Raw genomic sequence first — 18776 nt, forward strand, 5'->3', positions numbered from 1 at the left:
GAGAGACGCTAATACAGGTGCTGGCCACCGGTGACGAAGATCTCCGTCCCGGTGACATAGCCGAAGTCGGCGCCGCAGAGCTGGAAGACGGCGGCCGCCACCTCCTCCGGCTTGCCCATGCGGTGCATCGGAATGCGCGGGATCAGCGCTTCATATTCCGGCCCGATCATACCGGTCTCGATCTCGCCGGGCGCGACCGCATTGACCCGCACGCCGAGGCTGGCGAACTCCACCGCCAACTCCCGCGTCAGCGCTGATAAGGCCGCCTTGGAGGTACTGTAGGCCGACCCCGCGAAGGGGTGGATCGCGTGGCCGGCGATCGAGGTGATGTTGACGATGACGCCCTTCCCGCGATGCAGGGCCGTGGCGAAGCCGCGCGCCAAGCCGAGCGGCGCGAAGAGGTTCAGCTCGAACACGTCGCGCCAGGCCGCGACATCGCCGTTCAGGCAGCCCAGCCGCTCTTTGAACGGCGTCTTGGGCGAGACCGCGGCGTTGTTGACAAGGGCGTGCAGCGGCCCTCCGTCGAGCAAGACGTTCGCCTCGGCAATGAACTGATCGAGATCTTCCGAATCGCCGAGATCGGCCGAGATGTGATGGGTCCAGTTGGGATCCCGCTTGCACTCCTCGGGGACCGTCTCGCGGCTGCAGGTGATGATGCGCCAACCCTCCAGGCTGAAGCGCTTCACGGTGGCGTGGCCGATGCCACGGCTCGCCCCGGTCAGGATCACGGTCTTGCGCACACTCGTCATGGCCGCGAGTTTAGTCGAACCGACGGCGGGCGCCAGAGCGGATTTAGAGCATAGCTATCGCCGCTCCGCCAGGACGAGCCGTGCAGCCAAGCCGATGAACACCACGCCCGGAAGCCATTTCAGGGCAGCCGCGACTTGGCGGTTTCGCAGCAGCGTCAGGCCCACGCGGCCGCTCAGCACACCGATGACGCTGTCGACAAGCAGGCCGACGATGACGAACAGGACTCCCAGCATCAGGAGCTGGCCGGCGACCGAGCCATTCGCGGGGCTCGCGAACTGGGGCAGAAAGGCGAGATAGAACAGCGCGATCTTCGGATTGAGGAGGTTCGTCGCCAGAGCTTGCCAGAAGATCCGCCGGAGCGGAGCGGCCGCCGTCTCGACGGCGCCGACCTGGATGGCGGGTTCGCGAAAGCTTTTGACGGCGAGCCAGAGCAGATAGGCGGCCCCGACATAGCGGACGATCTCGAAGGCGAGCGGCACGGTCGCCAGGAGCGCCGACAGGCCAAGGGCCACCGCCGCCGTGTGGCACACCATTCCCAGGGCCATCCCGCAGGCGGCCGTGAACCCGGCGGCGGGTCCCTTCGTCAAGCCGTTCGCCAGAATATAGAGCATATCGGGTCCGGGCGTGATGCAGATGGCGGTGGTCGCCATCAGAAAGACCAGAAGCGCCGCCGGTTCGATGAACATCCCCGCCTCTCTCGCAGTGACCGGCCAAGACTAGGTCCGCTAACCAACGGCGAAAATCGATAAATTCTCACCGCATCGGTTAGAAAAACTACGATGTTCAACGCAGTTTGCGGGCGGGTTCAGAGCACGCGCTCTGTACATTTCTGTCATGTCCGGACTTGATCCGGGTATCCATCATGCCGCGGCCCCATGGATCGCCGGGTCGAACCCGGCAATGACAAAGAGGGAGGCGATCCAACGCACATACCGCCTTTTTGTTTTACCGCCCGCGCTGTCGCCAGTCAGTGCGCCATCAGCACCGGCAGGCTGCTGCTCGAGAGCAGCTCGCGCGTGGCGCCGCCGAGGATCATCTCGCGCAGCCGGCTGTGGCCGTAGGCGCCCATCACGATCAGATCCGCCTGTACGGCCTTCGCCTGCTCCAGCAGGCCCTTGCCGATCGACCGCGAGCCGAGCTTGAAGGGTTCGTCCATGGCCCGGATGTCGTGACGGGCCAGGTAGGATCGCAGCATCGCCGCGGGAACGCGGCGGTCGGCCTCGTCGGCGGTCAGCACCGTCACCCGCTCGGCGTGGCGCAGAAACGGCAGAGCGGCGCCGACGGCGCGAGCCGACTGGATACTTCCATTCCAGCAGATTGCGGCGTGCGCGCCCATGCTGGGAGCCATACTGGACGAGAGCGGCTGCGACGCGACGAGCACCGGCCGCGCCGAATCGAACAGCGCCGCATCCAGGGTTGCCGCCAGGTTTCCCTCCCCCTCCGCTTCCGCGCCGGCGATCACGATAAGATCGGAGCAGCGGCCCGCGAAGGCGACCTCCTCCGGCTCCCGCCCCTCCGTATCGCGCCAGGCGACCGACAGGCCCGAACCGGCGCAAAAGGCATCGAAGCCCGCCCGGGCCCTGCGGACACGCTCCTCAGCCGCCTTCGTCATGGCATCCATCATCTGCTCGACCATCGCGCCGGACATGCCCTCGCCGACGATCGGGATCATGGTCTCAGGGTCCGCCCGCACATGCAGGACGTCGAGATGCGCGGAAAATTGGCGTGCCGCCGTAACCGCCATCTGCAGCGCTGCATCGTTGCCCGGCCCACCGTCGGCCAGCACCAGAATCGATTTGATCGTCATTCCAGCCTCCCATTTTGCCGCCCTCTCTCGTTCCGGGAGAGGTTCCTCGCATCACCCGAAGCGGGCCTGCTCCTCGCTCAGCCCGACCGGATCCTGATGGATCATGACCTCGGCTCCCGGAAAGGCCGTGCGGATCTCCGTCTCGACCGCATCGGCCACCGCATGGGCCTCGTACAAGGTCATCTTGCCGTCCATTTCGAGATGAACCTGGATGAAGGAGGTCGGACCGGCGCCACGGGTTCTCAGGTCGTGCAGGCTCTGCACTTCCGGATGCGCCATTGCGATGGCCCGGATGCGCTTTCGGTCCTCGTCCGGCAACTCGCGATCCATCAGCATGTCGAGTGCGCCGCGGGCGATCTGCCAGGCCGTATAGAGAATGTAGAGGGCGATGCCGGCGCCGAAGAGCGGGTCGATAAAGGTCCAGCCAAACTGCGCAACCAGGAGAAGTGCGACGATAACGCTGCCATTGACCAGCAGGTCGCCGAAATAGTGCAGCGAATCCGCCTTGATGGCGAGCGAGTTGGTGCGCCGGATCACATAGCGCTGATAGCTCACCAGGAGCAGCGTCGCCACAATCGCGAACAGCATCACCGCAATGCCGATGGCGGTGTTGTGCAATGGCTGCGGGTTCACCAGGCGACTTCCGGTCTCGAACAGAAGGAAGATCGCCGACCCGGTGATGAAGGCAGCTTGGCCGAGCGCCGCCAAAGGCTCGGCCTTGCCGTGACCGAAGCGGTGCTCGCGGTCGGCGGGCGTCAGCGCGGTTCGCACCGCGAACAGATTGACCACCGAGGCAACGGTATCGAGAAGCGAATCGAGCAGCGTCGACAGCAGGCTCACCGAATCGGTCATCAAATAGGCGAAGACCTTGGCGATGATCAGCACGCCGGCCGTAGCCACCGAGGCATAGGTCGCCCGGCGCATCAAGGTCGCCGTTCGATCGGCCGATTCCGCCCTGTCCGGCCCTGCTTCGGTCTGTCCTTGCTGCATTGCCCCGGCTCTCCCCGGCTCTGATCGCCTCTCGCCTAAGGATATAGGCGCTCGGTCTCCCAGCGATCACCCCGACGATGATAGACGAGACGGTCGTGCAGACGAAACGGCCGGTCCTCCCAGAATTCGATCCGCGACGGGATGACGCGAAAGCCGGACCAGTAAGCCGGGCGCGGAACCGCGCCCAGGCCGAACTTCGCCGTATATTGGGCGATCCGCTTCTCGAGCTCGAACCGCTGTGCCAGCGGTCGCGATTGCTGCGACGCCCAGGCTCCGATCTGGCTGCCGCGCGGCCGGGTCGCGAAATAGGCGTCGGCCTCGTCGTCGCTGACCGGCTCGGCCGCGCCTTCGACACGGACCTGCCGCTTCAGCGATTTCCAGTGGAAGCAGAGCGCTGCCCGCGGAACTTCGAGGAGTTGCTGGCCCTTGCGGCTCTCGCGGTTCGTATAGAAGGTGAAGCCCTGGTCGTCGACGCCTTTCAGCAGCACCATCCGGACCGACGGCTGACCCTGGCTGTCGACCGTGGCGAGCGCCATCGCGTTCGGGTCGGCCGGCTCCTTGTCCGCCGCCTCCTTGAACCAGACGTCGAACAACAGATAAGGGTCTTTCGGGTCCTGTTCGCTCATGGTGGTGTCGGTCTCGTTCTCTTCCGCGGATTGACGCCGCCCGATGCGGCGTTTATGTCCAGCCTAACTTAGCCTCGTCGGTTCCTTATGTGCACCCTCGGTCGAATCGGGTATTTTCGGCGAATGGGTCAAGATCGGGTGCGCGACCGTCTTGCTGAGAATAGTCGATGAAGGGTGAAGTACCATGCAAATGAAGAGAGTCCTGGCAATCGTCGCACTCGTGCTTCTGGTCGGCGGCTGCGAGAATTACGACCGTGGCACCAAGGAAACCGGCGGCACCATTCTCGGCGGCATCGGCGGGGCCTTGCTTGGCTCGCAGATCGGCGGCGGATCAGGCAAGATCGCCGCCACGGCCGCGGGAACGCTGCTCGGCGCCTGGATCGGCAACGAGGTGGGCCGCTCGCTCGACCGCGCCGATCAGCTCGAGGCGGAGCAGACCGCGGTGAGGGCGCTGGAGCGGAATCCAGACGGCCAGCGGTCGACTTGGCAGAACCCAAACACCGGCGCCAGCGGCTATACCGAGCCCGTCCGGACCTATGAAACAGCCGGCGGCACGCCATGTCGTGAATACCAGACGACCGTGATCATCGACGGCCGTTCGGAGACGGCGACCGGCACCGCCTGCCGGCAGTCGGACGGAACCTGGAGGATTGCCAGCTGAACGGGGCCATGACGCGGCGGCGCATCCTCCGATGAAAGACCCCTATGACGTGCTGGGCGTTTCCCGAAGCGCGAAGCCGGACGAGATCAAGCAGGCCTATCGCAAGCTGGCGAAGAAGCTGCACCCGGACCTGAATCCGGGAAACAGCAAGATCGAGCAGCAGTTCAAGGAAGCGTCGGCCGCCTACGACCTGCTGTCCGATCCGGAGAAGCGGGCCCGCTTCGATCGCGGCGAAATCGACGCAAGCGGTGCCGAACGGCCGAATCGTTCCTACTATCGGAACTATGCGGAAGGTGGCCAGGGCGCGAAGTATCAGGACTTCAATTTCGGCGAAGGCGTTTCGGCCGACGACCTGTTCGCCGACCTGTTCCGGGGCCGGCGAGCGGGTCGCACGGTCCGCATGCGCGGTGCCGACATCTCCTACACCGCGGCGGTGGATTTCATCGAAGCGGCGGTGGGAGCCAAGAAGCGCATGACGCTGGCCGACGGCAAATCGCTCGAGGTCACGATTCCGCCGGGAACGGAGGATGGCCAGACGCTGCGGCTCAAGGGTCAGGGCCTGCCCGGGATCGGCGGCGGGCCGTCGGGAGACGCGTTCGTCGAGGTTCACGTCCAACCTCACCCCTTCTTCACGCGCAGCGGCAACGACATTCGGGTCGAACTGCCGGTGACGCTGCAGGAGGCGGTGCTGGGCGCGCGGATCACCGTCCCGACGATCGACGGCAAGGTCTCCGTGAAGGTGCCGCCCGGCTCGAACACCGGATCGGTCCTGCGTCTGAAGGGCAAAGGGATTCCCGAGGCGCGCGGCCGCGAGCGCGGCGATCAGTACGTAACCCTGAAGGTGGTGCTCCCTGAGCGCATCGACAGCGACTTGCGCCAGTTCGTCGAGAGCTGGAGCAAGGAGCACGCTTACGACGTACGCGGCAGGATGGAAACGTCGTGATCCGGACGCTGCAGCAGGTTCTGGTCGAGGCGCAGCTGAGCGATGGCGAGCTGACCGCCTGGATCGAGCAGCGCTGGATTCTGCCGACGCAGGAGAACGGGGACTATATTTTCGACGACGCCGACGTCGCGCGCGTCCACCTTATTTGCGAGTTGCGCCGCGATCTGCAGGTCAACGAGGAGGCCATTCCCGTCGTGCTGTCGCTGCTCGATCAGGTTTACGCGCTGCGGCGCACGCTCAGCGAACTCAGCGATGCGATCAACGATCTCTCGGAAGATGCCCGGGCGCAAATCGCCGACCGCCTGGGCGGGGACCGCAAGCGCTAGAGCGCGATCCGAGTTTTTTTTGATCCGTCTGCTCTTTTGTGTAAGATGCTCTAAATCTTTATCTTTCCATTAAAGTGAGGAATTAATGACTGAAAGCAGCGGGCTGTTGGCCGGCAAGCGCGGCTTGGTCATGGGCGTGGCCAATGACCGATCGATCGCCTGGGGCATTGCCCGCGCCTTGGCCGCGCAGGGGGCGAGCCTGGCATTCACCTATCAGGGCGAAGCGCTCGGCAAGCGCGTCGCGCCCTTGGCCGGCTCTCTCGGTTCCGACTTCTTGCTGCCCTGCGACGTCGGCGACGATGCCAGCATCGACGCGACCTTCGCCGAGATCGCAGAGCGGTGGGGAACACTCGATTTCCTCGTCCACGCCATCGCCTTCTCGGACAAGGAGGAGCTGAAGGGCAAATATGTCGAGACGACGCGAAACAATTTCGCGATGACGCTCGACATTTCCTGCTTCTCCTTCACCGCCGTCTGCCAGCGGGCCGTCGCGCTGATGCCGAACGGCGGCAGCCTGCTCACCCTCTCCTATTACGGCGCCGAGCGCGTGATGCCGCACTACAACGTCATGGGCGTCGCCAAGGCAGCCCTGGAAGCCAGCGTCCGCTATCTCGCCGCCGATCTGGGGGACCAGGGAATCCGCGTGAACGCGATCTCCGCCGGCCCGATCAAGACGCTGGCGGCCTCGGGTATCGGCGACTTCCGGTACATCCTGAAATGGAACGAGCTGAACGCGCCGCTGAAGCGCAACGTCACGACCGATCAGGTCGGCGGGTCCGCGCTCTATCTGCTGAGTGACCTGTCGCAAGGCGTGACCGGGGAGGTCCATCACGTCGACAGCGGTTATCACGTCGTCGGCATGCTTCGAACCGATGCCGCCTCGGCCGTCGCTGATATGCTGCAGAACTTCAATCCGCAATCCTGATTCCACTGGCCCATGTCCGCCAACAGCTTCGGCCAACTATTCCGCTTCACCACCTGGGGCGAGAGCCATGGGCCGGCGATCGGCTGCGTCGTCGACGGGACACCGCCGCGCATTCCGCTGGCCGAGGCGGACATCCAGCATTGGCTCGACCGGCGGCGACCGGGGCAATCCCGCTTCACGACCCAGCGCCGCGAGCCCGATCGGGTGAAGATCCTGTCCGGCGTCTTCGAGGGCCAGACCACCGGCACGCCGATCAGCCTGCTGATCGAGAACCAGGACCAGCGCTCGAAAGACTATGGCGAGATCAAGGACCGGTTTCGGCCCGGCCATGCGGACTACACCTACTGGGCCAAGTACGGCATTCGCGACTATCGCGGCGGCGGGCGGTCCTCGGCCCGGGAGACGGCGAGCCGCGTCGCCGCCGGGGCGATCGCGCGCAAGGTCCTCGACCATCTCCTCGACGCGCCGGTCGCCGTCCGCGGCGCGCTGATCCAGGTGGGTCCGCATGCGATCGACCGCGGGCGCTGGGACTGGGCGGCGGTGGAGCAGAACCCCTTCTGGTGTCCAGACCCGGTCACTGCATCGGCCTGGGAATCCTATCTCGACGGCGTGCGCAAGGCCGGATCGTCGGCTGGGGCCATCATCGAGGTCACGGCTGGCGGCGTACCGGCCGGGCTCGGTGCGCCGGTCTATGGCAAGCTCGATGCCGATCTCGCCGCGGCGATGATGAGCATCAACGCCGTCAAGGGCGTGGAGATCGGCGCCGGCTTCGCCGCCGCATCCCTCTCCGGCGAAGCGAACGCCGACGAGATGCGCATGGACGGCGGCAAGGTCGCGTTCCTGTCGAACAATGCCGGCGGCGTTCTCGGCGGCATCTCGACCGGACAGGAGGTCGTGGTGCGTTTCGCGGTGAAGCCGACCAGCTCGATCCTCACGCCGCGCAGGGGCGTGACCAGCACGGGCGCCGAAGTCGAGGTTACGACGAAGGGCCGGCACGATCCCTGCGTCGGCATCCGCGCGGTACCTGTCGGCGAGGCGATGCTGGCGATCGTCCTGGCCGACCATCTTCTGCGCCATCGGGCGCAGTGCGGGTGACAGAGAACGGTTGACGGCGTCATTTTTTAAACCGTTTCGGGCTATGCTGCCGTCCCTCTAAGGCTTTTTGGCTGCGCATCGATGATCCTTTTCCGCTATCTTGGCCGATTGCTGGTTCTCCTGCTCGCCTTCGTCGGCGCGCTGGCCGTTCTGGCAATCGTCGCGGGCGCCTTCTTCTGGCAGCTCTTTCTACCGGACGGCGAGCGGGAGGTGCCGCAGCAGGCGGTGCTGACCCTGGACCTCGCCAACGGTCTGATCGAGACGCGGCCACGAAGTCCCCTGGCCTGGGCGGCGCTGGACGACGCGCTGGTGATGCGCGAGGTGATCCAGGGTCTGGAGGCTGCCGGCCGCGACGATCGGATCAAGGGTCTGGTGGCCCGGCTCGGCAGCGGCACGCTGGAAATGGCACAGGCGCAGGAGCTCCGCGACGCGATCCGGGCCTTTCGCGAACAGGGCAAGTTCACCGTCGCCTTCGCCGAGACGTTCGGCGAGGCCGGGACCGGCAATACGCACTACTACCTGGCGACCGCCTTCGAGGAAATCTGGCTGCAGCCCTCGGGCGAGGTCGGGCTGGTCGGCGCACGTCTCGAAACGCCGTTCCTGGCCGAGGTGCTGACCGATATTGGTATCCAGCCGCGCCTCGACCAGCGTCTGGAATACAAGGGCGGCATGGATATGTTCACCAGCGACCAGATGCCCGAGCCGGTGCGCGAGAACCTGCAGCGTCTGGTCGAGTCCTGGGTCGGCCAGATCGCCTCGGGTATCGCTGCGACCCGGAAGATGGATCAGGCCGCGGCACGGTCGCTGATCGACCGTGGACCGTTCCTCGCCGGCGAGGCGAAGACCGAGGGCCTTGTCGACCGCCTCGGCTATTGGGACGAGGTTGTGAACACCGTCTTCGCCCGCGCCGGGCTGCACGCGGAACGGATTGCCGTGAGCGACTATGTCGGCGGCCTGCCGCCGCCGCCCGAGGATGCGCCGCAGATCGCCGTCATCTATGGCCTGGGACCGGTCCAGCTTGCCGCAAGCGACGACGATCCCTTCTTCGGCAGCGTCACCATGGGCTCCGACACCGTTTCGAAGGCGATCCGTGAGGCGATCGAGGACGAGGACGTCGCGGCCATCATTCTGCGCATCGACAGCCCCGGCGGCTCCTATGTCGCCTCGGACACGATCTGGCGCGAGGTCGACCGGGCTCGTGAGATGGGCAAGCCGCTGATCGTGTCGATGGCCAACATCGCCGCGTCGGGCGGCTACTTCGTGGCGGTGCCGGCGCATCGGATCGTTGCCCAGCCCGGCACCGTCACCGGCTCCATCGGTGTTTATGGCGGCAAGTTCGTCCTGTCCGGCCTGTGGGACAAGCTGGGCGTGACATGGGAGGGTGTGCAGGCGGGCGCCAACGCCGACATGACGAGCGCGAATGTCGACTATTCGGAAGCCGGCTGGGCCAAGCTGCAGGCCAGTCTCGACTTCATCTATCAGGATTTCGTGGAGAAGGTGGCGGCGGGCCGCGACATACCGATCGAGACGGTGCAGGAGGTTGCCCAGGGCAAGGTCTGGAGCGGCGCCGACGCCCAGGCTCGCGGTCTGGTCGACGCGCTCGGAGGGATCGCCACCGCGGTCGACCTGGCGCGCGAGGCGGCCGGCATCGCGCCCGAGGCGGCGGTCCAGGTCGGGCCCTACCCACCGCGGGCCGAAGGATATGGCGCGCTGCTTCGCCGGATCCTGGGAGAGGAGCTCGCCCAGAGCGGTGCCGTCGAGATGCTGGCACCGTTTCTGCGGCTGATGGATGCAGCGGCGCCGATTGCCCGGACGCTCGCACCACTCACCCAGCCTTCGGCGCAGCGGGCAGTCCGGGCGCCGGAGTTTCGCGCGGCGCAGTGAGACGCTTCCGCGCTAAGCGCCTGTCGCGCCGCTCGATCGGCCGGCGATAAGGAACTCGCGGTTGCCCTCCGGCCCGGTGATCGGGCTCTCCGTCAGGCCGACAACGCTCCAGCTAGGCTGGCGGCCGAGCCAATCGACGACCCGCCGGCAAACTTCGTTATGGAGCGCTGGATCGCGCACCACGCCGCCCTTCCCCACCCGCTCCCGTCCGACCTCGAACTGCGGCTTGATCAGCGCCACGAGCCAGGCGCCAGGGCCAGCCAGGCGCAAGGATGCCGGGAGCACGGTTTCGAGCCCGATGAAGCTGGCGTCGCAGGTGATGAGATCGATCGGCTCGGGGATCTTCTCGATGGTCAGGTGGCGGGCGTTCGTCCGTTCGAGGACGACGACGCGGGCATCCTGACGCAGCTTCCAGGCGAGCTGTCCCTGGCCGACATCGACCGCATAGACCCGCGCCGCGCCGTGCTGAAGCAGCACGTCTGTGAACCCGCCGGTCGAGGCGCCGACATCCAGGCAGACCCGCCCGGTCGCATCAATCGCGAAATGCGCGAGGGCATGGGCGAGCTTGATCCCGCCGCGCGAGGCCCACGGATGGTCCTGCCCGCGCAACTCCAGGGGCGCGTCGGCCGCGATCGTCAAGCCCGGCTTGTCGAGCCGACGCTCGCCCGAGAAGACCAGACCCGCCATGATCAGCGCCTGCGCCTTGGCCCGGCTCTCGACGAGGCCGCGGTCGACCAAGGCGGTGTCGAGGCGGGATTTTTTAGCTTTTTCTGGCATAATCCATCATCGAGACACTCAAGCGGGCGTCGGCGTGGCTCCCGCCACGCTCCGCATCAGAAAGGCGGTTCGGCTGCGGAATCGCCAAGTGAGCAAGGCCGCCACCGTGACGAGGCCGAGCGCGAGCCCCCAGAACAGGCCAGGGCCGCCCAGGCCGAGCGGAAAGGCGAGGACATAGCCGCTCCCCAGGCCGACGATCCAATAGCCCGTGAGCCCCGCCAGGAACGGCACGGTCGTGTCCTTCAAGCCGCGCAGCGCGCCCGTCACCGAGACCTGAACGCCGTCGGCGATCTGGAAAATCGCGGTGATGCCGAGCAGAATGGCGGCAAGCGCCAGCACCTCGGCATTCGCCGGATCTTCGGTATCGAGATAGATCCCGGCGATCGCATCCGGGAACACCCACATCACGATGCTGACGACGGCCATGAAGGCGACGGTGAGCAAGATGCTGAGATAGCCCGCCTGGCGCGCCGCCGCCGCGCTGCCGATGCCGATGCCGTGCGCCACGCGATAGGTCGCCGCCTGGCTGATCGCCGCCGGAATCATGAAGGCGACCGAGGCCGAGACGATGGCGATCTGGCTGGCCGCCAGAACCGTCGCGCCGAGAACGCCCATCAGCACCGTCACGGCCGAGAACATCCCGACCTCCGCCGCCGTCACCCCGGCGACCGGCAGGCCGAGCCGCAGGATCTCGCGGCACTGCGCCCCGTCGATGCGGCCAAGCCCGCTGAACAGGTGATAGCCGCGGAAGACGGGCGAGAGCGCGACATGAGCCGCAAGCGCGCCGAACATCACCCAGCAGACGAAGCTGGTGCCATAACCCGCCCCCGCGACACCCAGCGCCGGCAGGCCGAACTTTCCGAACACCAGACTGTAGTTCGCCAACAAATTGAGTCCCACCGAGGCGACGCTGATCACCATGACCGATCCGGCTAGCGACAGGGCCGAGACGAAGTTGCGCAGCACTGTGAACCACATATAGGGCAGGAAGCACCAGACGGCCGCCTGCAGATACTGCTCGGCCAGCAGCACCACCTGCTCGTCCTGGCCGAGCAGCCGGAGCACCGGCGCCAGATTCCAGCCAAGCCAAGTCGCCGGGATCGAGAGGGCGGTCGCGACCCACAGGCCCTGCCGCACACTGCGGCCGACCGCCGCGCCGTCGCCCGCGCCGTGCGCCTGGGCGACGAACACACCGACGATCGAGACGACGCCCATACAGATCAGCAGAAGGCTGATCAGCAGGTTCGCGGCGAGCCCGACCGCCGCCAGTTCGACGCTGCCGAGGCGACCGACGATGACTGTGTCCGTGAAGCTCATCGCCATTTCGGCGAGATAGGCGGCGGCCAGCGGCCCGGTGATTCGCAGAGTCGCACGCAGCTCCGCCTGCGGCGTCGGCATGCCGGCCGAAGCCCGGGTCGGACCGTTCGAGAGATCCGTCGCCTGCATCGAGCCCTCACCACCTCCTCCGGCCGCACCGTCGGCCGGGAGACGGTGGGACTTGTCTCAATCAGGCACGCACGGGGGCCTGATCGCTGTCGCGCCCGAGCGCCTGCAGCGCCGTGGCGACGATATGACGTGCGTTGAGACCGGCCTCGTCATACTGACGCTCCGGCTTATCCTGATCGATGAACCGATCGGGCAGGCATAGAGGCCGGATCTTCAGCCCGAGATCCAGCAGCCCGGCGGTCGCCAGGAACTGTAGCACATGCGAACCGAAACCGCCGATTGAACCTTCCTCGACGGTGATCAGCACGTCATGCTCGATCGCGAGGCGCCGGACGAGATCCTCGTCGAGCGGCTTGCAGAATCGGGCATCGGCCACGGTCGTCGACAGGCCGCGCGTCGCCAGATCCTCCGCCGCCTTCAGGCACTCCTGCAGCCGCGTGCCGTACGACAGCAGCGCGACCGTCGTCCCTTCCTGCAGGATACGGCCCTTCCCGATCTCGAGCGGGACTCCTTCCGTCGGCAGATCGACGCCGCCCCCCTCGCCGCGCGGATAGCGGAAGGCGGAGGGGCGGTTGTCGATGGCCGCCGCCGTGGCAACCATATGCACCAGCTCCGCCTCGTCGGCCGCGGCCATCAGGACGAAGCCGGGCAGACAGCCGAGATAGGCGATATCATAGGCGCCGGCATGCGTCGCCCCGTCGGCGCCGACAAGGCCGGCCCGGTCGATCGCGAACCGCACCGGCAGTCGCTGGATCGCCACGTCATGCACAACTTGGTCATAGGCACGCTGTAGGAAGGTCGAGTAGATCGCGACGAAAGGCTTGAAGCCTTCGGTCGCGAGGCCGGCGGCGAAGGTGACGCCGTGCTGCTCGGCGATGCCGACATCGAAGCAGCGATCAGGGAAGCGGTCGCCGAACAAGTTCAGCCCCGTGCCATCCGGCATCGCCGCGGTGATGGCGACGATTCGCGGGTCGGCTTCGGCCTGGCGGATCAGGGACTCCGCGAACACGCGCGTATAGGTCGGCGCATTGGATGGCGCCTTCGCCAGCGTCCCAGTCACCACGTCGAACTTGCCGACACCGTGATACTTGTCGGCCGCGGCTTCGGCCGGGGCATAGCCGTGGCCCTTCTGGGTCACGACATGGATCAGCACCGGCCCTTCATTGGGGGCATCGCGCACATTCTTCAGCACTGGCAGCAGGTGGTCGAGATTGTGCCCGTCGATCGGCCCGATATAGTAGAAGCCCATCTCCTCGAACAGCGTGCCGCCGGTCATCAGGCCTCGGGCATACTCCTCGGCGCGCCGCGCCGTTTCCTTGAAGCTGTTCGGAAATCTCTTGGCCATCTCCTTGCCGAGGTGGCGGAACGACCGATAGGACTTCGACGACAGCAGGCGCGACAGGTACGCGCTCATAGCCCCGACCGGCGGCGCGATCGACATGTCGTTGTCGTTGAGGATCACGATCAGGCGACTGTCCATCGACCCGGCATTGTTCATCGCCTCATAGGCCATGCCGGCGCTCATCGCCCCGTCGCCGATCACGGCGATCACCTGGTTCTTGCCGCCGTCGAGATCGCGCGCCACCGCCATGCCGAGCCCGGCCGAGATCGAGGTCGAGCTGTGTGCGGCGCCGAACGGATCGTAGACGCTTTCCGAGCGCCGCGTGAAGCCACTCAGGCCGCCCCCCTGACGGAGCGTGCGGATGCGGTCGCGCCGGCCGGTCAGAATCTTGTGAGGATAGCTCTGATGCCCGACATCCCAGATCACGCGATCGTTCGGTGTGTCGAAGAGGTAGTGCAGCGCCACCGTCAGCTCGATGACGCCAAGGCCTGCGCCCAAATGGCCGCCGGTGAGAGACACCGCCTCCACGGTCTCGGTCCGCAACTCGTCCGCCAACTGGCGCAACTGCTGTGGCTCGAGCAGGCGCAGATCGGCCGGATTACGGATATTGTCGAGCAGTGGCGTCTTGTTGGTCGTGGTCAATGCGGAGTCCCTCTCCGTTAACGAAGGTCGCGCGGCCAAGCGGGTTTGTCTTGGCCGGGCCACGGATGGCCCGGCCAAGACAAACCCGCAGACTCTTGAATCCGGCAGGTTTTCCGAACCCGGCCATGGCAGCCGGGTTCGGAAAACCTGCCTGGTCAGCGGCGCCGGGCGACGACGAACCCCGCCATGCCCCGCAGAAGGTCTGCCTTTTCATCAAAGAAATCAAGATGCCGGACTGCCTGCTGGGCCAGCAGCTCCGCCTGGGCGCGGGCCCGCTCGACCCCCAGAATCGACACGAACGTCGCCTTTCCGGCGGCTTGGTCGCGGCCTATCGATTTGCCGACGGTCGCCTCGCTGCCCTCGACGTCGAGCAGGTCGTCAGTGATCTGGAAGGCAAGGCCGAGGTCGTGCGCATAGGCGTGAAGCGCCTGGCGCGCCGTCTCCGAAGCACGGCCCAGAATCGCGCCCGCCTCGCAGGAAAAGGCGATGATCTCGCCGGTCTTCAGACGCTGCAACCGGGTGATGGCGCCGATATCCAGCTCGAGATCCTCCGCCTCGAGATCGAGCATCTGACCGCCGACCATGCCATTGGCGCCGGCCGCCCGGGCCAGCGACAAGGCGAGCTGCGCGCGAACCTGCGCGTCGCCATGGGTATCGGGGTCCGCCAGCACCTCGAAGGCGAGCGTCAGCAGCCCGTCGCCGGCGAGAATTGCCGTCGCCTCGTCGAACTCCCGGTGCAGCGTGGGACGGCCGCGTCGAAGATCGCTGTCGTCCATCGCCGGCAGATCATCATGCACCAGACTATAGCAATGCAGCATCTCAACCGCGGCAGCGACGCGCAGTGCGCTCTCCTGAGCTACCTCGAACAGGCTCGCGCTGCTCAGCACCAGGAACGGCCGAATCCGCTTGCCGCCGCCCATCGTCGCATAGCGCATCGCCTCGGCCAGCCGATGTTCGGGCCCGATCGCCGCCGGCAGCAGCCGGTCCAGCATCGTGTTGACCGCCGCGGCGGCCTCGCTCAAGGCGCTGTCGATCGCCTCCGAGTCCTTCAGAGGCAGGTCCTTGGGAGCCAACCTGGACCTCAGTCCAGCCGCGCAGGCTCGGTGGAAACGGCGCCATCGGCGCCGAGAACGATCTTGTCGACCTTGGCCTGGGCCTCGGTCAGCTTCGCCTCGCAGTGACGCTTGAGCGCCACGCCGCGCTCGTAGGACTGGACGGCTTCATCGAGCTTGCTTTCGCCCTTTTCCAGGGATTTCACCAGCATCTGCAGCTCGTTGAGCGCATCCTCGAAGCTCATCCGCGCGATGTCCGGCGACGGATTACGGTCGGCCATTCCTTCTCCTCAGTTCGTTCGATAAATTTGGAGGTTGGCGGCGACTCTAGTCGCCTCTCGGCGAGCCAGCAAGGGCGGCCGCGGACCGATCTCCGCGTCCCGGCTCGACACAGGCCATCAGGCTCCGCACATGGACGGCCGCGCAGGACGCCAGCGCTCCGAGGTCATAGCCGCCCTCCAGCGCCGAGACGACGCGCCCGCCACAGCACTCGTCGGCCACTTGCAGCAGCTGCTCCGTGACCCAGGCGTAGTCCTCCTCATCCAGATTGAGCGACGCCAGCGGGTCGTCCCGATGGGCGTCGAACCCGGCGGAGATCAGCAGCAGCTCGGGCCGGAACACCCGGAGCGCCGGCAGCACGGTACCGGTCATCGCCTCTCGAAACTCCTGCGATCCCGCCATCGCCGACAGCGGCGCGTTGCAGATATTGCCGGCGCCGGTCTCGCTCTCGGCACCGGTTCCCGGATAGAACGGCCATTGGTGCGTCGAGCCATAGAAAAGGCCCGGATCACGCTCGAACATATGCTGCGTGCCGTTGCCGTGATGCACGTCGAAATCGATCACGGCGACACGGTTCAGCCCGTGCACGGCGCGCGCATGCGCGGCCCCGGCCGCCACCTGATTGAACAGGCAGAAGCCCATCGCCTGCGCGGCCTCGGCATGATGCCCCGGCGGCCGGATCGCGCAGAAGGCGTTCCGTGCCTCGCCCGCCATAACGGCATCGATCGCGGCACAGACGGCCCCCACCGCGCGCAACGCCGCCTCGCCCGAGGCGGGCGACATATAGGTGTCGGGATCGAGGCTGACCGTGCCGCTTTCCGGCACCGACTGCAGCAGCTGGTCGACGAAGGACCGCGGATGGACGCGGGCCACCTGCTCCGGGTCCGCCGCCGGCGCCTCGCGCCGTTCGAGACTCGCGAACGCGGGATCCTCCAGAGCCGCCAGAACGGCTTTCAGCCGCTCCGGGCGCTCCGGATGCATCGGTCCCGGATTGTGATCGATGCAGGCGGGATGGGTGTAGAGCAGGGTCGTCATGATGCTTTCCTTCTCTTCCGCCGGCGCAACCGAAAGCACACGCGGCATGTCGATAAGGCATTTCCACGGTTATGTAACGCATTCCCTCGCGAGCGCACGCGAAAAACGACTCGCCCGCTAGGGACGGGCTGTTCCGTACAGGATGACACAGCGCTCTTGCAGAATGAAAGCGATCGGTTCAGGCTGATCGTGAGGCGGTGGTCATTTCCTCCGAGCGGTGAGCATCACGACTCCCGGGATTTGGTGATGGCCGGTCCGGCGCGCCCAACGGACACGAGACCCCGACCACCGGCAGCGGCGCTCCTTAAGCATCATGTTTGCGACGCGGCGGCTCTCTTCGCTCAAGGGCCTGTCACGCAGTCCTACAAGCTGTGGAGGCGCTCATGAACGTTCCACACCTTCTGAGATCGGCGGTGAGATCGTTGTTTCGCCGGCCGGTCGGCTTCATCGTGCTCGCTCTCTGGCTGGCCCCCGCCTCGGGCCATGCGGTCCTCGTACAAGTTGGCTTCCCCGGTGCCGGCGGCGTTCGGATCGCCGACAACGCCGCCGACGATCTTGCGCCGGCGACGGCCGGCACGATTCGCTTCGAGCAGGAGATCATCGACCCGGGCGACCGCAATGTACGATTCATTACGAGCGGCACGGTCACCGAGAACATCGATCCCGGCAAATCAGCGGTGCTGACACTGACGGAGTTCGACGTGCGAGCGACCGGCACTGGGCGGGTCAGCGACATCATCGTGTTCGAGACCGGCATCTTCGCGCCGATCCCGCCGCCATCGACCGGCACGGTCCATCTCGATGGCCAATATCGCGTGTTCCGGGCTGAAGGAGGTCAGAGGATCCTGAATGCCGATGTCGAGTTCCTCGGTTTCGCGAATGCCGTCCAGATCGGCATCGTTGATCCCCCACCGGCCCGGAACGCGGCATCGCCGGTCGGGTTTGCGCCGGCCGACGTCACGAGGGCGCTTGCCAATCCGGTCACCCGCCTGTTCGGTCATCTGGCCTTCCGGCTCGAGCCGGGCGACGCCATTCGGCTCCCCACGAGCGCGCGCGTGGCCGTTGTTACTCCGGAGCCGGGCTCGCTTCTGTTGCTGGCCGTCGGCCTTGCGGTCGTGATGATCCTGCGGGCTGGATGCTATCCGAAGACAGTCACAGGCGGTTCACTGGAATCTTCAGATAGGTGACGCCATTGGCCTCGGGCGGTGGCAGGTGGCCGCCGCGCATGTTGACCTGAAGGGCCGGCAGAATCAGGTTCGGCGCTTCCAGTTCCACGTCCCGCGCTTCACGGCGCTTCACAAACTCGACCTCGCCGACGCCGACGATATGCTTGTTTTGGGTCCTCTGGGCCGCCACGCTGCTCTCCCAAGCGAAGGATCGGCCGTCGGGTCCATAGTCGTGGCCGGTAAAGACGCGGGTGTGGTCGGGCAGGCGAAGAAGGCGCTGGATCGAGCGATAGAGCGTCCGGGCGTCGCCGCCGGGAAAGTCGCAGCGCGCGGTCCCGTAATCCGGCATGAACAGCGCATCGCCAACAAAGACTGCATCGCCGATATGATAGCTGACGCAGCCGGGTGTGTGTCCCGGCGTATGGAGCACGGTCCCTTCCAGCGCGCCGATGCGGAACCGCTCGCCATCGACGAACAGATGATCGAATTGCGAACCGTCCGGCGTGAAGCCGTCCGTCACATTGAACAGCCGGGCGAAGGTCTCCTGGATCCCGACGACGCCCGCGCCGATGCCGGTGCGACCGCCAAGCTTCTTCTGCAGATAGGGCGCCGCGGTCAGGTGATCGGCATGGAGATGCGTTTCGAGAATCCACTCGACCTTGAGGTCATGCGTCAACGCCGCCGCCGCCAGCGCATCGGCCGATTCCGTTCCCGTGCGCCCCGCCTTATGGTCGTAATCCAGCACCGTGTCGATCAGGGCCGTCGCCCGCGAGATCGGGTCGGTTACCAGATAGGTCACCGAAAAGGTCGGCTTGTGAAAGAAGCCAGTCACCTCGGGTGTCGTTACCTCGCGATGTTCGCGGCCATCGGTCGCTGAAGACACCGCCATCGACTTTCCTCCCGCCTAGCTCAGTGGAACGGAAAGATCATACGATAGGAAACCGCCATCCCGAAGCGCTTCCGGTTGGCAAGTCAGGAGAAGGCCCGCCGGGCAAGTCCGGCGGGCCGTCGCAGAGTGAATCCGAACCGA

Annotated in this window: 19 protein-coding genes; 7 read left to right on the forward strand and 12 right to left on the reverse strand. The window is 66.1% G+C overall.

Annotated elements, in window-relative coordinates:
• Positions 1 to 8: 8 nt before the first annotated feature.
• The 5 genes from DT069_RS03515 to pdxH all read right to left on the reverse strand — a co-directional run bounded on the left by DT069_RS03515 (position 9) and on the right by pdxH (position 4218).
• Entirely contained in the window at positions 9 to 749 is a 741-nt protein-coding gene (locus DT069_RS03515) for an SDR family NAD(P)-dependent oxidoreductase (protein WP_119458907.1), read from the reverse strand.
• 54 nt (positions 750 to 803) lie between these two features.
• Positions 804 to 1436: a LysE family translocator gene (locus DT069_RS03520; protein WP_119458908.1), complete on the reverse strand. Its 633-nt coding sequence runs from the start codon at positions 1434 to 1436 to the stop codon at positions 804 to 806.
• A gap of 281 nt (positions 1437 to 1717) precedes the next feature.
• Positions 1718 to 2557: a universal stress protein gene (locus DT069_RS03525; RefSeq protein WP_119458909.1), complete on the reverse strand. Its 840-nt coding sequence runs from the start codon at positions 2555 to 2557 to the stop codon at positions 1718 to 1720.
• A 51-nt stretch (positions 2558 to 2608) separates the two neighbouring features.
• Positions 2609 to 3547 carry a cation diffusion facilitator family transporter gene (locus tag DT069_RS03530; protein ID WP_162912962.1) on the reverse strand — a complete coding sequence of 313 codons (939 nt, stop codon included), beginning with the start codon at positions 3545 to 3547 and terminating at the stop codon, positions 2609 to 2611.
• 35 nt (positions 3548 to 3582) lie between these two features.
• Positions 3583 to 4218 carry a pyridoxamine 5'-phosphate oxidase gene (pdxH, locus tag DT069_RS03535; RefSeq protein WP_425450029.1) on the reverse strand — a complete coding sequence of 212 codons (636 nt, stop codon included), beginning with the start codon at positions 4216 to 4218 and terminating at the stop codon, positions 3583 to 3585.
• A 139-nt stretch (positions 4219 to 4357) separates the two neighbouring features.
• Here pdxH and DT069_RS03540 point away from each other — a divergent pair, with 139 nt between their 5' ends.
• The 6 genes from DT069_RS03540 to sppA all read left to right on the forward strand — a co-directional run bounded on the left by DT069_RS03540 (position 4358) and on the right by sppA (position 10007).
• Positions 4358 to 4834 (forward strand): RT0821/Lpp0805 family surface protein, encoded by a 477-nt coding sequence (locus DT069_RS03540; protein WP_425449978.1) that lies wholly within the window; start codon positions 4358 to 4360, stop codon positions 4832 to 4834.
• 31 nt (positions 4835 to 4865) lie between these two features.
• Positions 4866 to 5777, forward strand: coding sequence for a DnaJ C-terminal domain-containing protein (locus DT069_RS03545; RefSeq protein ID WP_119458912.1), 912 nt, complete (start codon positions 4866 to 4868; stop codon positions 5775 to 5777).
• Positions 5774 to 6103, forward strand: coding sequence for a chaperone modulator CbpM (locus DT069_RS03550; protein ID WP_162912963.1), 330 nt, complete (start codon positions 5774 to 5776; stop codon positions 6101 to 6103). The genes DT069_RS03545 and DT069_RS03550 overlap by 4 nt, the downstream gene beginning before the upstream one ends.
• Positions 6104 to 6188: 85 nt before the next feature.
• A complete protein-coding gene (gene fabI / locus DT069_RS03555) occupies positions 6189 to 7028 on the forward strand; it encodes an enoyl-ACP reductase FabI (RefSeq protein ID WP_119458914.1) in 840 nt (279 codons plus the stop codon).
• Positions 7029 to 7040: 12 nt separating this feature from the next.
• Complete coding sequence (aroC, locus tag DT069_RS03560; RefSeq protein WP_119458915.1) at positions 7041 to 8123, forward strand: chorismate synthase; 1083 nt, start codon at positions 7041 to 7043, stop codon at positions 8121 to 8123.
• A gap of 81 nt (positions 8124 to 8204) precedes the next feature.
• A complete protein-coding gene (gene sppA / locus DT069_RS03565; protein WP_119458916.1) occupies positions 8205 to 10007 on the forward strand; it encodes a signal peptide peptidase SppA in 1803 nt (600 codons plus the stop codon).
• Between the two features lie 12 nt (positions 10008 to 10019).
• Here sppA and DT069_RS03570 read toward each other — a convergent pair whose 3' ends face one another.
• The 6 genes from DT069_RS03570 to DT069_RS03595 form a co-directional block, all read right to left on the reverse strand.
• Positions 10020 to 10784: a TlyA family RNA methyltransferase gene (locus tag DT069_RS03570; RefSeq protein WP_119458917.1), complete on the reverse strand. Its 765-nt coding sequence runs from the start codon at positions 10782 to 10784 to the stop codon at positions 10020 to 10022.
• A gap of 18 nt (positions 10785 to 10802) precedes the next feature.
• The gene (locus tag DT069_RS03575; protein ID WP_119458918.1) at positions 10803 to 12230 is read right to left on the reverse strand and encodes an MATE family efflux transporter; all 1428 of its coding nucleotides are present in this window, start codon (positions 12228 to 12230) and stop codon (positions 10803 to 10805) included.
• A gap of 61 nt (positions 12231 to 12291) precedes the next feature.
• Positions 12292 to 14214, reverse strand: coding sequence for a 1-deoxy-D-xylulose-5-phosphate synthase (dxs, locus tag DT069_RS03580; RefSeq protein WP_119458919.1), 1923 nt, complete (start codon positions 14212 to 14214; stop codon positions 12292 to 12294).
• Between the two features lie 155 nt (positions 14215 to 14369).
• Positions 14370 to 15236 carry a polyprenyl synthetase family protein gene (locus DT069_RS03585; RefSeq protein ID WP_425450030.1) on the reverse strand — a complete coding sequence of 289 codons (867 nt, stop codon included), beginning with the start codon at positions 15234 to 15236 and terminating at the stop codon, positions 14370 to 14372.
• 59 nt (positions 15237 to 15295) lie between these two features.
• Complete coding sequence (locus DT069_RS03590; RefSeq protein ID WP_119458920.1) at positions 15296 to 15547, reverse strand: exodeoxyribonuclease VII small subunit; 252 nt, start codon at positions 15545 to 15547, stop codon at positions 15296 to 15298.
• A 46-nt stretch (positions 15548 to 15593) separates the two neighbouring features.
• Positions 15594 to 16580 carry a histone deacetylase family protein gene (locus DT069_RS03595; RefSeq protein ID WP_119459278.1) on the reverse strand — a complete coding sequence of 329 codons (987 nt, stop codon included), beginning with the start codon at positions 16578 to 16580 and terminating at the stop codon, positions 15594 to 15596.
• 413 nt (positions 16581 to 16993) lie between these two features.
• Here DT069_RS03595 and DT069_RS03600 point away from each other — a divergent pair, with 413 nt between their 5' ends.
• Positions 16994 to 17767, forward strand: a complete 774-nt coding sequence (locus DT069_RS03600) for a PEP-CTERM sorting domain-containing protein (RefSeq protein ID WP_162912964.1) — start codon at positions 16994 to 16996, stop codon at positions 17765 to 17767.
• Here DT069_RS03600 and DT069_RS03605 read toward each other — a convergent pair.
• Complete coding sequence (locus DT069_RS03605; protein WP_119458922.1) at positions 17733 to 18635, reverse strand: MBL fold metallo-hydrolase; 903 nt, start codon at positions 18633 to 18635, stop codon at positions 17733 to 17735. The genes DT069_RS03600 and DT069_RS03605 overlap by 35 nt on opposite strands.
• Between the last annotated feature and the right edge of the window lie 141 nt (positions 18636 to 18776).

This window comes from Virgifigura deserti (assembly GCA_003576685.1).
GTDB lineage: Bacteria > Pseudomonadota > Alphaproteobacteria > Dongiales > Dongiaceae > Virgifigura > Virgifigura deserti.

Coding starts and splice junctions, on each gene's coding strand:
- DT069_RS03540 (WP_425449978.1), top strand. CDS start 4,358: ATGCAAATGAAGAGAGTCCTGGCAATCGTCGCACTCGTGCTTCTGGTC.
- DT069_RS03605 (WP_119458922.1), bottom strand. CDS start 18,635: ATGGCGGTGTCTTCAGCGACCGATGGCCGCGAACATCGCGAGGTAACG.
- DT069_RS03525 (WP_119458909.1), bottom strand. CDS start 2,557: ATGACGATCAAATCGATTCTGGTGCTGGCCGACGGTGGGCCGGGCAAC.
- DT069_RS03595 (WP_119459278.1), bottom strand. CDS start 16,580: ATGACGACCCTGCTCTACACCCATCCCGCCTGCATCGATCACAATCCG.
- DT069_RS03575 (WP_119458918.1), bottom strand. CDS start 12,230: ATGCAGGCGACGGATCTCTCGAACGGTCCGACCCGGGCTTCGGCCGGC.
- DT069_RS03590 (WP_119458920.1), bottom strand. CDS start 15,547: ATGGCCGACCGTAATCCGTCGCCGGACATCGCGCGGATGAGCTTCGAG.
- fabI (WP_119458914.1), top strand. CDS start 6,189: ATGACTGAAAGCAGCGGGCTGTTGGCCGGCAAGCGCGGCTTGGTCATG.
- DT069_RS03530 (WP_162912962.1), bottom strand. CDS start 3,547: ATGCAGCAAGGACAGACCGAAGCAGGGCCGGACAGGGCGGAATCGGCC.
- DT069_RS03515 (WP_119458907.1), bottom strand. CDS start 749: ATGACGAGTGTGCGCAAGACCGTGATCCTGACCGGGGCGAGCCGTGGC.
- aroC (WP_119458915.1), top strand. CDS start 7,041: ATGTCCGCCAACAGCTTCGGCCAACTATTCCGCTTCACCACCTGGGGC.
- DT069_RS03545 (WP_119458912.1), top strand. CDS start 4,866: ATGAAAGACCCCTATGACGTGCTGGGCGTTTCCCGAAGCGCGAAGCCG.
- DT069_RS03570 (WP_119458917.1), bottom strand. CDS start 10,784: ATGCCAGAAAAAGCTAAAAAATCCCGCCTCGACACCGCCTTGGTCGAC.
- DT069_RS03520 (WP_119458908.1), bottom strand. CDS start 1,436: ATGTTCATCGAACCGGCGGCGCTTCTGGTCTTTCTGATGGCGACCACC.
- sppA (WP_119458916.1), top strand. CDS start 8,205: ATGATCCTTTTCCGCTATCTTGGCCGATTGCTGGTTCTCCTGCTCGCC.